11 protein-coding genes are annotated in these 14,419 nt (G+C 69.4%); 1 reads left to right on the top strand and 10 read right to left on the bottom strand.

The genetic code is table 11. The features are described 5' to 3' along the window. The first annotated feature begins 98 nt into the window (after window positions 1–98). Window positions 99–962, top strand: coding sequence for a Sir2 family NAD-dependent protein deacetylase (locus ACYVHG_RS15645; RefSeq protein WP_461168396.1), 864 nt, complete (start codon window positions 99–101; stop codon window positions 960–962). 122 nt (window positions 963–1,084) lie between these two features. Here the strand turns inward: ACYVHG_RS15645 and proB are convergent, their stop codons facing one another. From proB to clpX, 10 genes are all read right to left on the bottom strand, one after another. Beyond that, complete coding sequence (gene proB, locus ACYVHG_RS15640; protein WP_461168395.1) at window positions 1,085–2,227, bottom strand: glutamate 5-kinase; 1,143 nt, start codon at window positions 2,225–2,227, stop codon at window positions 1,085–1,087. Further along, the gene (gene obgE, locus ACYVHG_RS15635) at window positions 2,224–3,684 is read right to left on the bottom strand and encodes a GTPase ObgE (RefSeq protein WP_461168394.1); all 1,461 of its coding nucleotides are present in this window, start codon (window positions 3,682–3,684) and stop codon (window positions 2,224–2,226) included. The genes proB and obgE overlap by 4 nt, the downstream gene beginning before the upstream one ends. A 116-nt stretch (window positions 3,685–3,800) precedes the next feature. Beyond that, window positions 3,801–4,064, bottom strand: coding sequence for a 50S ribosomal protein L27 (rpmA, locus tag ACYVHG_RS15630; protein ID WP_146433193.1), 264 nt, complete (start codon window positions 4,062–4,064; stop codon window positions 3,801–3,803). Between the two features lie 45 nt (window positions 4,065–4,109). After that, complete coding sequence (gene rplU / locus ACYVHG_RS15625; RefSeq protein WP_461168393.1) at window positions 4,110–4,421, bottom strand: 50S ribosomal protein L21; 312 nt, start codon at window positions 4,419–4,421, stop codon at window positions 4,110–4,112. A 150-nt stretch (window positions 4,422–4,571) separates the two neighbouring features. Next, window positions 4,572–7,652 carry a translation initiation factor IF-2 N-terminal domain-containing protein gene (locus tag ACYVHG_RS15620; RefSeq protein ID WP_461168392.1) on the bottom strand — a complete coding sequence of 1,027 codons (3,081 nt, stop codon included), beginning with the start codon at window positions 7,650–7,652 and terminating at the stop codon, window positions 4,572–4,574. Window positions 7,653–8,018: 366 nt separating this feature from the next. Continuing rightward, on the bottom strand, window positions 8,019–8,432 hold the full coding sequence (gene ndk, locus ACYVHG_RS15615) for a nucleoside-diphosphate kinase (protein ID WP_461168391.1): 414 nt from the start codon (window positions 8,430–8,432) through the stop codon (window positions 8,019–8,021). 9 nt (window positions 8,433–8,441) lie between these two features. Then, entirely contained in the window at window positions 8,442–8,849 is a 408-nt protein-coding gene (locus tag ACYVHG_RS15610; RefSeq protein WP_461168390.1) for a DUF4233 domain-containing protein, read from the bottom strand. Then, a complete protein-coding gene (folC, locus tag ACYVHG_RS15605) occupies window positions 8,846–10,273 on the bottom strand; it encodes a bifunctional tetrahydrofolate synthase/dihydrofolate synthase (protein WP_461168389.1) in 1,428 nt (475 codons plus the stop codon). The genes ACYVHG_RS15610 and folC overlap by 4 nt, the downstream gene beginning before the upstream one ends. Then, on the bottom strand, window positions 10,270–12,990 hold the full coding sequence (locus tag ACYVHG_RS15600) for a valine--tRNA ligase (protein WP_461168388.1): 2,721 nt from the start codon (window positions 12,988–12,990) through the stop codon (window positions 10,270–10,272). The genes folC and ACYVHG_RS15600 overlap by 4 nt, the downstream gene beginning before the upstream one ends. A 43-nt stretch (window positions 12,991–13,033) precedes the next feature. Then, window positions 13,034–14,311 carry an ATP-dependent Clp protease ATP-binding subunit ClpX gene (clpX, locus tag ACYVHG_RS15595; protein WP_461168387.1) on the bottom strand — a complete coding sequence of 426 codons (1,278 nt, stop codon included), beginning with the start codon at window positions 14,309–14,311 and terminating at the stop codon, window positions 13,034–13,036. Between the last annotated feature and the right edge of the window lie 108 nt (window positions 14,312–14,419).

Genomic DNA, 14,419 nt, shown 5'->3' with positions numbered 1-14,419 from the left:
CCGGCATCCCGGCGTCAGCACATCGGGACATGGTAATCGAGGTCGGGGAGCGGAAATATCGGACACCGATATGCGTCGATCAGCGCTAGCCTGAACTGGTGCAGACCGCTGTACCCGCGTGGGAACCCGCGCTACCCACCTCCCCCGATCCGGATTTCGGAGACCGTCTGGCGCAGGCCCGGCGAGTGCTGCGCGGCCGCCGAGTGGTGGCGCTGACCGGCGCCGGGATCTCCACCGCATCCGGTATTCCGGATTACCGCAGCCCAGGAGCGCCGCGCCGGACTCCGATGACGCTGCAGCAGTTCCTCGGCAGCGCCGAGTTCCGGCGCCGGTACTGGGCCCGCAACCACCTCGGCTGGCGGCACATGGACTCCGCGGTCCCGAACGCCGCCCACCGCACCCTCGCGGCCTTTCCGGAGGTGGCCGCGGTGATCACGCAGAACGTGGATCTGCTGCACCTGAAGGCGGGCTCGGTCGGCGTGATCGACCTGCACGGGAACTACGCGCAGGTTCGGTGCCTGGGCTGCGAACGCCGGATCAGCCGGCACCGTCTGCACGAACGGCTCGCGCCGATCAACGCCGGTTTCGTGGCGCGGATCGCCGGGCGCGGCGCCCTCGAAGTGGCGCCGGACGCCGACGTCGTGGTCGAGGACACCACCGACTTCACCATGGTCGACTGCGACACCTGTGGCGGCATCCTCAAACCCGACATCGTCTACTTCGGCGAATCCGTGCCCAAGCCGCGTGTCGCCCGCGCCTTCGAGGTGGTCGACGGTGCCGACGCGCTCCTCGTGCTGGGTACCTCGCTCACCGTGATGTCCGGGCTGCGCTTCGTGCGGCAGGCTCACAAGCGCGGTACCCCGATCGTGATCGTCAACCGGGGTCGCACCCGCGGCGACGACCTGGCCACCGTCACCGTCGACGTGGACGTGGCGGTGGCGCTCGACGCCCTGCGCCGGTGACCGGCCCGCGCCGGGTGTACGCCTGTCGAATCCACGTCTGCTCATTCCCCCAGCCAGCCGTGTCCGGACGACGCGGAGGCCGCCCCGGAGACCTCAGTGAAATGTCCGTTTGGTGAACAGTCTCAGTGCACCGGCACCAGATCGTCGGCGTGCACCACCGGGCGGCGCATGTCCGGCGGCAGCACTGTGGTGTCCCGGCCCAGCATGGCTTCCAGTTCGGAGTGGTCGTAGGCCACCACGCCCCGGGCTCGGACGGTTCCGCGCAGATCGCGCAGGTTCACCACGTCACCACCGGAGAAGGATCCGACCGCGGCGGTGACACCCGCGGGGAGCAGCGAGCGACGCCGGTCGACCACGGCGGCGACGGCACCGTCGTCGAGGGTGAGATCACCGTGCACATCCGCCGCGTGACGCACCCAGAACCGCCGCGCGGACAGCCGCACCGCCCGGGGCCGGAACACGGTGCCCACGTCCGCGGCGTCGAGCGCCAGGTCGGCGCGCGCGGCAGCGGTGAGCAGTACCGGCACTCCGGCGTCGGCGGCGAGCCGGGCCGCGGAGAGCTTGGAGGCCATCCCCCCGGTGCCGAGCGCTCCGCCGGAGCCCGCGACCACACCGTCGAGGTCCTCCGGTCCGTCGACGGCGTTGATCAGCGACGCCCCGCCCTTGCGGGGGTCGCCGTCGTAGAGACCGTCGACGTCGGAGAGCAGCACCAGGGCATCGGCGCCGGTCAGGTGCGCGACCAGGGCGGCGAGTCGGTCGTTGTCGCCGAAGCGGACCTCGTTGGAGGCCACCACGTCGTTCTCGTTGATGATCGGCACCGCGCCGAGGGTGCGGAGCCGGTCCAGGGTGCGCTGGGCGTTCGCGGCGTGTACCCGCAGGCCGATGTCGTGCGCGGTCAGCAGGACCAGTGAGACGGTGCGCCGGTACCGGGCGAACGATGCGCCCCAGGCATTGGCGAGCTGCAGTTGCCCCACCGATGCGACGGCCTGCTTGGTGGCCAGGTCCGTGGGCCGGCGCTTGAGCCCGAGCGGCGCCATTCCGGCACCGATCGCGCCGGACGAGACCACGATGACCTCGGTACCGCGGTCCAGTCGGGCGACGATCGCATCGGTCAGCGCATCCAGCCGATCGGAGGCGAGACCGTGTTCGAGATCGGTCAGCGCGGAGCTGCCGATCTTGACCACCAGTTTGCGGGCGCCCGCGACGAGTGCGCGGATGTCCCCGTCCAGGAGATCGCCCGCGATCGCCCCGGGCGCCTCGGTCACTGGTCGTCCTCGTCGTCGTCGGCCAGGCCCCGTCGCACGTCGTGCTGGTGGCGGCGCTCGGCGGCACCGACGCGTTCGTTGCGTTCGAGCCGGATATCGGTGCCGCGGCCGGTGACCGGGACGTCCTCGATGGTGCCGAGCGTGGGCTCCCAATCGAAGCAGACGGTGCCGATGGTGACCGGGCAGCCGGGCTTGGCGCCCAACTTGACCAGCTCCGCTTCGACACCGAGCCGATTGAGCCGGTCCGCGAGATAGCCGACGGCCTCGTCGTTGTCGAACTGGGTCTGCTTGATCCACCGCTCGGGCCGGGGGCCACGGACGATGAATCCCCCCGGCTGATCAGGATCGGAGATGACCTCGAAACCGGATTCGTCGATCGGCAGCGGACGGATGACGGGGCGCCGCGCGACCGGGGTGCCGCGCTCGGCGCGGTACTTCTGCACCAGGTCCGCCAGGGCGAACGTCAGTTCCCGCAGACCGGTATGGGCGACCGCGGAGATCACGAACACCGGCCAGCCCCGGGCCTCGAACTCGGTGCGCACCATCTCGGCCAGTTCCTCGGCGTCCGGCACGTCGGACTTGTTGAGGACCACGATGCGGGGACGTTCGGCCAGGTCACCGAGGCCGGTGTCGGCGGCGAGCGCCGGCTGGTAGGCGGCCAGCTCGGCTTCGAGAGCGTCGACGTCGCTGACCGGATCACGACCGGGCTCGAGGGTTGCGCAGTCCACCACATGGGCGAGCACCGCGCAGCGTTCGAGGTGACGCAGGAAGTCCAGCCCCAGGCCGCGACCCGACGAGGCCCCGGGAATCAGTCCGGGCACGTCGGCGACGGTGAAGGTGGTCTCCCCCGCCGAGACCACGCCGAGGTTCGGGGCGAGCGTGGTGAACGGGTAGTCGGCGATCTTCGGCTTGGCCGCGGACAGCACCGAGACCAGGGAGGACTTACCCGCGGACGGGAAGCCGACCAGCCCCACATCGGCCACCGATTTCAGCTCCAGCACCAGATCGCGGGTCTGCCCCTCCTCGCCGAGCAGGGCGAATCCGGGTGCCTTGCGGGCCTTGGAGACCAGTGCCGCGTTGCCGCGGCCACCGCGTCCGCCCTGGGCGGCGTCGAACCGGGTTCCGGCGCCGACCAGATCGGCGAGCATCCGGCCGTCGGTGTCCAGCACGACGGTGCCGTCCGGAACCTTGAGGATCAGGTCCTGCCCGGACTTGCCCTCGCGGTTGCCGCCCTCGCCGGGCTTGCCGTTGGTGGCTCGCAGGTGCGGGCGGAAATGGAAGTCGAGCAGGGTGTGCACCTGCGGATCGACCTCGAGGATCACCGATCCGCCGCGGCCGCCGTTACCGCCGTCCGGGCCACCGAGCGGCTTGAACTTCTCCCGGTGGATCGAGGCGCAGCCGTGGCCACCGTTACCGGCCGTGACGTGCACCGTCACCCGGTCGACGAACCTGGACATGGGGAACCTCTTTCTACCGTTGTGCCCGCCGGAGGGCGGAAAGACGAAAGCGGGCGGGTCTCACAGTTGAGGAGACCACGCCCGCCTTCGCGAAGATGTCGTGCTGCTGCCGCGGACTAGGCCTCCGCAGCGACCGGCACGATGTTGACCGTCTTGCGGCCACGCTTGGTGCCGAACTCCACGGCGCCCGCCGCGAGAGCGAACAGCGTGTCGTCGCCGCCGCGGCCGACGCCCACGCCCGGGTGGAAGTGGGTGCCGCGCTGGCGGACCAGGATCTCACCGGCGCTGACCTTCTGGCCACCGAACCGCTTGACGCCCAGTCGCTGGGCGTTGGAATCACGACCGTTGCGCGAGCTGGACGCGCCCTTCTTGTGTGCCATCTGGCTACTCCTGTTACTCGGGTGTTGAGTGGTCTGGTTCGCCGATCAGGCGATCGCGGTCACCTTGAGGACCGTCAGGTTCTGCCGGTGGCCCTGACGCTTGTGGTAGCCGGTCTTGTTCTTGAACTTGTGGATGCGGATCTTCGGGCCCTTGACGTGCTCGACGACCTCGCCGGTGACGGCGAGCTTCTCCAGTGCGGCGGCATCCGTGGTGAGGTTCGCACCGTCGACGACGAGCGCCACGGGCAGCTTGACGCTGCTGCCGGGCTCTCCGTCGATCTTCTCGACCTTCACCAGGTCGCCGACGGCGACCTTGTACTGCTTGCCGCCGGTCTTGACGATCGCATACGTGGCCATCTTCGGGCTTACCTCTTCTTACACTTCTCGTAGTTCAGCGCGCGCCAGGTGCGCGGCTCGTCTTCAACGCGGGTAGTCCGGTGCCGCGCACGCACGAGCGCGCCGCCGGAAAAGCGACCTTCCCAGGTTACGGGAAGGCCACCAACACGGTCAAACCGGCTGGTCCGCCTTGTCGGCACCGTCACTGTCTCCACCACCGGCGGCCGGGCCCGCGGGGCGCGCCGCCGCACGGCGCCGGGCCCGCTTGCGCGCAGGTTCCGCGGCGGACTCCCCTCCCGCAGCACTCACCGAGGGGGGCGCGGGCTCGGCGACCGGAACCGTCATATCGACGACGATCGTCTGCGCCGACGCCGACGTGGTGGTGGGCGCCTTGCGGGCGACCCGCCGCCGGCGGGTCGACGGAGCCTTCTCCTGGTTCGCCGCCTTCGCCGCCCCGGCAGGCTTCGCCTCGGGTTCAGCCGCGGGCTCGGCCTGACCAGGCTGCTCCGCCGGCTCGGCCTGCGCCGTCTGCTCGGCGGCATGCTCGGCTGGCGTCGTCTGTTCGGCGGCAGGCTCGGCCTGCGCCGTCTGCTCGGCGGCCTCGCCCTCGTCGTCGTGGTGCGCGGCCATGGCCTTGAACATCGGGTGCTCGCCCTTGTGCGCGGGCTTGTCCTCCTTAGGGGCCGGCTGCGCAGGCGCCGCCGACTGGCCACCGTCGGACTTGGAACGCTTGCGCTTCTTGCGACCGCCCTCCGGCTTGTCGCCCGAGCGACCGCCCTCCTCGCCGCCGCCACCGGACTCCACCGGCGCCTCGTGGACGATCAGGCCGCGTCCGCCGCACGCCTGGCACGGGGTGGAGAACGCCTCCACCAGGCCAGTGCCGATCCGCTTGCGGGTCATCTGGACCAGGCCGAGCGAGGTGACCTCGGAGACCTGGTGGCGGGTGCGGTCCCGGCCGAGCGCCTCGGTGAGCCGGCGCAGCACCAGGTCACGGTTGGACTCGAGAACCATGTCGATGAAGTCGACCACGATCATGCCGCCGATGTCGCGCAGGCGCATCTGCCGCACGATCTCCTCGGCCGCTTCGAGGTTGTTGCGAGTGACCGTCTCCTCGAGGTTGCCGCCGGCACCGGTGAACTTGCCGGTGTTGACGTCGACCACCGTCATCGCTTCGGTGCGGTCGATCACCAGGGTGCCGCCCGAAGGCAGCCACACCTTGCGGTCCATCGCCTTCGCCAGCTGCTCGTCGATCCGGTACGTGGCGAACACGTCCGGAGCATCGGCATGAGCCCTCTCGAACCGCTCCACCCGCGACATCAGATCGGGGGCCACCGTCTCGACGTACTTCGAGGTGATGTCCCAGGCCTTGCTGCCCTCGATCACCAGCTTGCTGAAGTCCTCGTTGAACAGGTCACGGACCACCTTGACCAGCAGGTCGGGCTCCTCGTAGAGCGCCTTGACGCCCTTCTGCGAGGACGCGGCCTCGATCTGCGCCCACTGCGCCTGCAGCCGCGCGACGTCACCCGCGAGTTCCTCGGCGCTCACACCTTCGGAAGCGGTGCGGATGATCACGCCGGCCTCTGCGGGCACGATCTCCTTGAGGATCTCCTTCAGACGCTTGCGCTCGGTGTCGGGCAGCTTGCGCGAGATGCCGGCCGAGCCGCCACCGGGCACGTACACCAGGAACCGTCCGGCCAGCGAGATCTGCGTGGTGAGCCGGGCTCCCTTGTGCCCGACCGGGTCCTTGGAGACCTGCACCAGCACCTGATCGCCGGGCTTGAGCGCCTGCTCGATCTTGCGGGCACTGCCGTCGAGTCCGGCGGCGTCCCAGTTCACCTCACCGGCGTAGAGAACACCGTTGCGGCCACGGCCGATGTCGACGAAGGCGGCCTCCATCGAGGGCAGCACGTTCTGCACCCGGCCCAGGTAGATGTTGCCGACCATCGACGCCGAACTCGACGAGGTCACGAAGTGCTCCACCAGAACGCCGTCCTCGAGGACGGCGACCTGGGTGTAATCCGACGGGTGCGCGATGGTCTGGCCGTCGTGGCCCTGCGACGGGGTCACACCGGTCCGCTCGCGGACCACCATCACCCGGTCGAGGGCCTCACGGCGGGCGAGGAACTCCGATTCGGTGAGGATCGGCGGGCGGCGGCGGACGGTGTCGCGCCCGTCACGTCGACGCTGGCGCTTGGCCTCGAGCCGGGTGGAACCGCTGATGCCGCGGACCTCGTCGCGACGCGACTTCTGCCGCGGCTCACGCTCGTGCACCACGGTGTTCGGCGGATCGTCCGACGAGCCCGCCTCGGCGGCGTCGTCGCCGGATCCGGCACGACGGCGGCGACGGCGCCGGCGCCGGCGGGAGCCGCCGTCGGTCACGTCCTCGACGTCATCCTCACTCTGATCCTCGGCCTGATCCGAACCCCGGTCCGGCGATGCAGTGGCGGAACCGGCGGAGCCATCGGCACCGTTGCCCTCGGCGGACCCGCCGCCGTCACCGGCGCGCTCGGCGGCCTTGTCCGGCTTCTCGCCCGAGTCCTGACCGTCCTGATCGTCGGCGTTCTCACCCCGGCCGCGACCGCGGCCCCGGCGACCACGCCGCCGGCGACGGTTACCGGTGGATTCGTCGTCGGTGGTGTCGTCCTTGGGCTGAGCCTGCGGCTCGGCCTGCTCGGCGTCACCGGACTCATCAGCTCCAGAAGCAGCACCGTCACCGGCGGTAGCGGAAGCCGCCGTCGCATCGGCACCGGATTCAGTGGCGGTATCCGGCTCGGTCTCGTTCTCCGTCTCGGCCTGAGCCCGGCGGGTGCGCCGGCGCTTGGGCGGCTGCTCGACCTGCTCGGGTTGCAGGAACAGCGGCATCACCGGATCGACGGCGGCGGCCGGCTCCGACACCGGCGCGGGCGGAGCCGACGCGGAGAACAGCGACGGCGTCGGGTCGGCTTGCGCCGCAGGTTCCGCAGCCCCTTCGCTCTGAGCCGCTTCGGCCTGAGCCGGCGCCGCCTCAGCGGCCTCGGTCTGCTGTGCGGTGCCCGCAGAGAGTTCGGCGAGGCGGTCGCGAACCCGCTCGGCGGCGCTGCGATCGATGCTCGAATGCGCACTGCGTGCCACGAAGCCGAGTTCACCGAGATGCGCCAGCACCTCTTTGCTGGTCAGCCCCAGCAGACGAGCCAGCGCGTGAACGCGCAGCTTCTGCGGGAACTCCTCCCGAGCTTCGTTGTTCTGTTCTTCCGGCGACGTGTTGTCGGCCACTCAATCTCCTACCGACCCCCGGGCGCGATCACAGATACGGTCGCGGCCACGCGAGGGCGTGTCGTGTGGTGCGGGCTTCAGTCTCCTGCCGCCCCACGTTTGTCAAGGTCTGCACGTTTCTCGTGCGTGGCGCACGCCCACTCGAAGTTCTACCGAGCGAGCCGGGCCGGTCGGCAGCACGCGGTTTGCGCGCGCCGACGTGCGTCGGTGCCATTGTCCCACACCGGGGCGCCGGGTCGGAAAAGGGTCTGCAAAGCCCTGGAGAGTCTGGAAGGGACTCGAAGGATTGGAAGGGACGGGAATCGAACTGGGCCCGCACCGCGCGTCTCGCGCGGTGCGGGCCCAAGGATCAGATCTCGGTGCAGCTCAGGACAGTCCGGGGAACCACAGGGCGATCTCCCGCTCGGCGGACTCGGGCGAGTCCGAACCGTGCACCAGGTTCTCCTGGGTCTGGAGACCGAAGTCGCCGCGGACGGTGCCGGGGACGGCCTTCTCCACCGGGTCGGTACCTCCGGCCAGCTGCCGGAACGCGGCGATCGCGCGGGGTCCCTCCACCACCGCGGCCACCACGGGCCCGGAGGTGATGAACTCGACCAGGGAGCCGAAGAAGGGCTTCTCCCGGTGCTCGTCGTAGTGGCTCTGCGCCACCTCGTTCGAGACGTGCTTGAGCTCGAGGGCCGCAAGGGTGAGGCCCTTGCGCTCGATGCGCGCCAGGATCTCTCCGGAAAGGCCGCGCCGCACGCCGTCGGGCTTGATCAGAATCAGAGTCCGCTCAGTCACGGCAACAGACTAGCCGCTGCCCTCGATCGGCTCCTGCCCGGGCAGGCGTCCCTCCGCCATCCGCTTACGCACGTCGCGCTCGATGAACACGATGTAGGCCCAGACGATGCCGAAAACGATGCCGACACCACCGATTCCGGGGTGCACGATCCACCCGGCGATCACGGCCACCTGGAGCACGCAGAATGCGGGGATGGCCCAGCTCTTCTTGACCACCATGCACCCGGCGAAGCAGGCGGCCGCCAGCAGCAGGACGTAGCTCACCTTGAGCCAGGTCAGGCCGGGCGAGAGGCGGAAGACCACCGGCAGCGCCAGCAGGATCACGATCATCTCGAGGATCAGGGTGCCGGAGAGGATGCCGCGGAAGCTCTTCCACGGGTCCTTCGTGGGCGGAGTGAACCGCTGGGGCGCCGTCACTGGGGTTCCTTTCCGAACAGCGAGCGCGCCGCGCCCGCGGTGACCACCGATCCGGTGATCAGCACACCGACGCCGGAAGCGGGTCCGGCGGTGTCGAAGCCGTCGTCGGCCTCCTGGTCGGCCAGGGCCACGGCGGTCTCCACCGCGTCGACCATGGTCGGCGAGGTGGCCACCCGGTCCTCACCGAAGATCTCCTCGGCGATCGCGGCGAGCCGTTCGACCTCCAGCGCGCGGGGTGAGCCGTTGTGGGTGACCACAACGGTGTCGAGGACCGGTTCGAGGGCGGTCAGCAGTCCGACGGCGTCCTTGTCGGCGAGCACCGAGACCACTCCGATCAGCTTGTGGAAGCCGAACTCGGTCTCGATGGTCCGAGCCAGCGCCTGTGCGCCGTGCGGGTTGTGCGCGGCGTCGATGAGCACCGTCGGCGCACTGCGGACGCGTTCGAGCCGGCCGGGCGAGGCCGCCTTGGCGAATCCCTCGCGGACGGTGTCGACGTCGAGCTGCTGCTGCGAGCCGGCGCCGAAGAAGGCCTCGACCGCGGCGAGCGCGACGGCCGCGTTGTTGGCCTGGTGCTCACCGTGCAGCGGCAGGAAGATCTCGTCGTAGACGCCGCCCAGGCCCTGCAATGTGAGCTGCTGCCCGCCGACGGCGACGCGGCGTTCGATCACCGCGAACTCGGAACCCTCGCGGGCCACCGCGGCGTCGGCCTCCACCGCCCTGCGCAGCAGCACCTCCATCGCCGCCGGCTCCTGCTTGCCCACCACCATCACGGTGTCCTTCGGGATCAACCGCTCGGGGCCGCGTTTGACGATGCCGGCCTTCTCCTCGGCGATGGTCGGGATGTCCGGTCCCAGGATCTCCACGTGGTCCAGGCCGATCGGGGTGATCACGGCGACCTCCGCGGTGATCACGTTGGTCGCGTCCCAGGTGCCGCCCAGGCCCACCTCGACCACGGCCACGTCCACCGGAGCCTCGGCGAAAGCGGCGTAGGCCATGGCGGTGAGCACCTCGAACTTGCTCATCCGGGGTCCGTCGGCGGCCTCGGACTGCCTGTCGACCAGTTCGATGTACGGCTCGAGTTCGCGGTAGACCTCCACGTACCGCTTGGCCGGGATCGGCGCACCGTCGATCGCGATCCGCTCGGTGGCCAGTTGCAGGTGCGGGCTGGTGATCCGTCCCGTGCGTCGGGAGAACGCGAGCAGCAGCGAGTCGATCATCCGCGCCGTCGACGACTTCCCGTTGGTGCCCGCGACCTGGATCGACGGATAGGCGTCCTGCGGGGAGCCGAGCAGTTCCATCAGCGCCGAGATGCGGGTCAGCGAAGGCTCGATCCTGGTCTCGGGCCACCGCTCGTCCAGTTCGGCCTCGACCTGGGCCAGTTCGGCCAGGTCATCGGGGTCGGCGGCGAAGACGGGAACGCTCACGCTCCCCCACCCAGCTGCGCGATCCGCGCGGTGAGACGCTCGACCTCGTCGCGCGCGACGGCCTGCCGGGCCCGGATCTTGTCGACCACGTTGTCCGGCGCCTTCGCCAGGAAGGCCTCGTTCCCGAGCTTGGCGGAGGTACCGTCGAGCTCCTTCTGCGCGGATTTGAGGTCCTTCTCCAGTCGCGCCCGCTCGGCCCCCAGGTCGACGGTGCCGGAGGTGTCCAGTTCGACGGTGACGTTCCCGCCGGTGAGCCGCACCTCCAGCGAAGCGGTGGCGGCGAAGCCCTCCTCGGGCGGAGTGAGGCGGCACAGGTTCGCAGCGGCGCCGGCGAGTGACGTCAGGCCCGCCCGGTCCAGGCCGATCAGGCGGGCGGCGACCCGCTGGCCCGGTTTGAGCAGTTGATCGCTGCGGAACCGCCGGATCTCGGTGACCAGGCGCTGCAGGTCGGAGAACCGACGAGCGGATTCGACGCCGTCGACGGGGATCTCGGACGGCGCCCAGTCCCGGGTGGGCCAGTCGGCGGTGACCAGCGTGGTCTCACCGGTCAGCGCCTTCCACAGCACCTCGGTGACGAAGGGCATCGTCGGGTGCAGCATCCGCAGCACCGTGTCCAGGGCCTTCCCCAGCACCAGGCGGGTGTTCGCGGCGCGTTGCGCGGCGGCCGGGTCGCCGTCGTCCTGCAGTTGCAGTTTGGCGACCTCGAGGTACCAGTCGCACAGCTCGTCCCAGGCGAAGTGGTACAGCGCCTCGCAGGCCTTGCCCAGCTCATTGGCATCGAACGCGGCGTCGGCCTCGGCCTGCACGGCGGCGAGCCTGTCGAGGATCCAGCGGTCGGCATCGGTGAGGCCGGAGCGGGCGGGCAGGTCACCGACGTGTGCGTCGTTCATCAGCGCCAGCTTGGTGGCGTTGAACAGCTTGGTGGCGAACTTCTTGCTGCTCGCGGCGGCGTCGGCGCCCACGTTCAGATCGGAGCCGGGGATGGTGCCGCGGGCGAGGGTGAAGCGCAGCGCGTCGGCGCCGTACTCGTCCACCCAATCCAGGGGGTCGATACCGTTGCCCTTGGACTTGCTCATCTTCCGGCCGAACTCATCGCGCACCAGGCCGTGCAGGAGCACCTCACGGAACGGGACCGGTCCGGGGGAATCCTGCTGCGCGCCGATGAAGGTGCCGAACATCATCATCCGGGCGACCCAGAAGAAGATGATGTCGTAACCGGTGACCAGCGTGGACGTCGGATAGAACGTGTCCAGGTCGGCGCTGCGATCGGGCCAGCCCATGGTGGAGAACGGGAACAGACCCGAGCTGAACCAGGTGTCCAGAACGTCCGGATCCTGCTCGTAACCTGGCGGCGGGGTGTCGTCCGGGCCGCAGCAGATCACGTCGCGGTTGCCGTCTGCGTCGGCCGGGCCGTACCAGACGGGGATGCGGTGGCCCCACCAGAGCTGGCGGGAGATGTTCCAGTCGTTGAGGTCGTCGACCCAGTCGAAGAACCTGGGTGCGAGATGCTCGGGGACGATGGTGGTGTCGCCGTCCCGGACCGCGTCACCGGCCGATTTCGCGATCGAATCGACCTTCACCCACCACTGCATCGACAGCCGCGGCTCGATCGGCTCTCCGGAACGCTCGCTGTGACCGACGCTGTGCCGGTACGGTCGCACCTCCTTGACGATGCGCCCCTGCTCTGCCAGTGCGTCGCGGATGGCCTTACGCGCGGCGAATCGGTCCATGCCGTCGAACTGCGTACCGGTGCCGGTGATGTGCGCGGTCTCGTCCATGATGGTCGGCATCGGCAGCGCGTGCCGCTGACCGAGCGCGAAGTCGTTCGGATCGTGCGCAGGCGTGATCTTCACTGCGCCCGAGCCGAATTCGGGATCGACGTAGTCGTCGGCGACCACCGGGATCCGGCGATCGAGGAAGGGGTGCTCGAGGCTGCTGCCGACCAGGGCGCGGTAGCGCTCGTCCTCGGGGTGGACGGCGATCGCGGTGTCGCCGAGCATCGTCTCCAGGCGGGTGGTGGCACAGACGATGTGCGGCTCGGAATCGTCGAGGGAGCCGTACCGGAAGGAGACCAGCTCACCGTCGACCTCCTTGTGGTCGACCTCGAGATCGGAGATGCCGGTCTGCAGCACCGGCGACCAGTTCACCAGCCGCTCGGCGCGGTAGATCAAGCCGGCGTCGAAGAGCTGCTTGAAGATGGTCTGCACGGCGCGGGAGAGCCCCTCGTCCATGGTGAAACGCTCGCGCGACCAGTCGATTCCGACGCCGATCCGGCGCATCTGGCCGGTGATGTTGCCGTGGCTGGCGTCCTTGAACGCCCAGGCCCGCTTGAGGAACTCCTCGCGGCCGATGGTGCGGCGATCGGTGCCCTCGGCGGCGAGTTGCTTCTCGACCAGACTCTGGGTGGCGATACCGGCGTGGTCGGTGCCGGGCAGCCACAGCACCTCGTACCCCTGCATCCGCTTACGGCGGCACAGCGCGTCGGTGATCGTCTGGTCCAGCGCGTGGCCCAGGTGCAGGCTGCCGGTCACGTTCGGCGGGGGCAGCACCACCGAGAAAGCGGGCTTGGTGGAGGTGTTGTCGGCGGTGAAGTAACCGGCATCGACCCAGCCGTTGTAGATCTCGCTCTCCACCGCGCCCGGTTCCCATGCGGAGGGAAGGCGGTCGGTGGCATGTCCCGGCTGAGCCGGGGCGGCGTTCTGCGGCTGAGTAGTCACTCCCCGATTCTAGTCAGTGCCCGCGGGCACTCCGCGCCGGTGGTCAGGCGCTCTTGTTGCGACGCTCGTCGCGGGAACGCTTGCGCGGGACGATGGTGGGCAGCACGTTGTCGCGCACCGTCTCCCCCGTGACGACGACCTTGGCGACGTCGTCCCGCGAGGGGATGTCGAACATGACGGGATTGAGGACTTCCTCCATGATCGCGCGCAGGCCGCGGGCGCCGGTGCCGCGCAGGATGGCCTGATCGGCGATCGCACCGAGCGCGTCCTCGTCGAACTCGAGCTCGACGCCGTCCATCTCGAAAAGCCGCTGGTACTGCTTGACCAGGGCGTTCTTCGGCTCGGACAGGATCGAGACCAGCGACTCCTTGTCCAGGTTGGACACCGAAGCGATCACCGGGAGACGGCCGATGAACTCGGGGATGAGGCCGAACTTGATCAGGTCCTCGGGCAGCACGTCCGCGAAGTGATCGACGGTGTCCACCTCTGCCTTGGAGCGCACCTCGGTACCGAAGCCCAGGCCGCGCTTGCCGATGCGGTCACCCACGACCTTCTCCAGTCCCGCGAACGCGCCCGCCACGATGAACAGCACGTTCGTGGTGTCGATCTGGATGAACTCCTGATGCGGGTGCTTGCGGCCGCCCTGCGGCGGGACGCTGGCCTGCGTGCCCTCGAGGATCTTCAGCAGCGCCTGCTGCACGCCCTCACCCGAGACGTCGCGAGTGATCGACGGGTTCTCGCTCTTGCGGGCGATCTTGTCGACCTCGTCGATGTAGATGATCCCGGTCTCGGCGCGCTTGACGTCGTAGTCGGCGGCCTGGATCAGCTTGAGCAGGATGTTCTCGACGTCCTCACCGACGTACCCGGCCTCGGTCAGCGCGGTTGCGTCGGCGATGGCGAAGGGCACGTTGAGCATCTTCGCCAGAGTCTGCGCCAGGTAGGTCTTGCCACAGCCGGTGGGGCCGAGCATGAGGATGTTCGACTTGGCCAGCTCGACGGCCTCACCGCGGGCGTCCTTACGCTCGCCGGCCTGGATGCGCTTGTAGTGGTTGTAGACGGCCACCGCCAGGTTGCGCTTGGCCGAGTCCTGGCCGATGACGTAGTTGTCGAGGAAGTCGCGGATCTCGATCGGCTTGGGCAGCTCGTCCAGCTTCACATCGCTGGATTCGGCGAGCTCCTCCTCGATGATCTCGTTGCACAGGTCGATGCACTCATCGCAGATGTACACACCCGGTCCGGCGATCAGCTTCTTGACCTGCTTCTGGCTCTTTCCGCAGAAAGAGCACTTCAGCAGGTCTGCGCCGTCCCCGATCCGTGCCATGCCCTGTGCCCTACTTCCCTTGACGGTGGCCCGCCCGCTGGATTCTCATCCGCGTCGATGCCTGGTAACGACGGTACCCGCGAACCGAAGTCCCGGCGACCGATATGA

This window comes from Tsukamurella serpentis (assembly GCF_054780975.1).
Note: the sequence above shows the minus strand (reverse complement) of the source record. Positions and strands in the feature narration are given on the sequence as shown.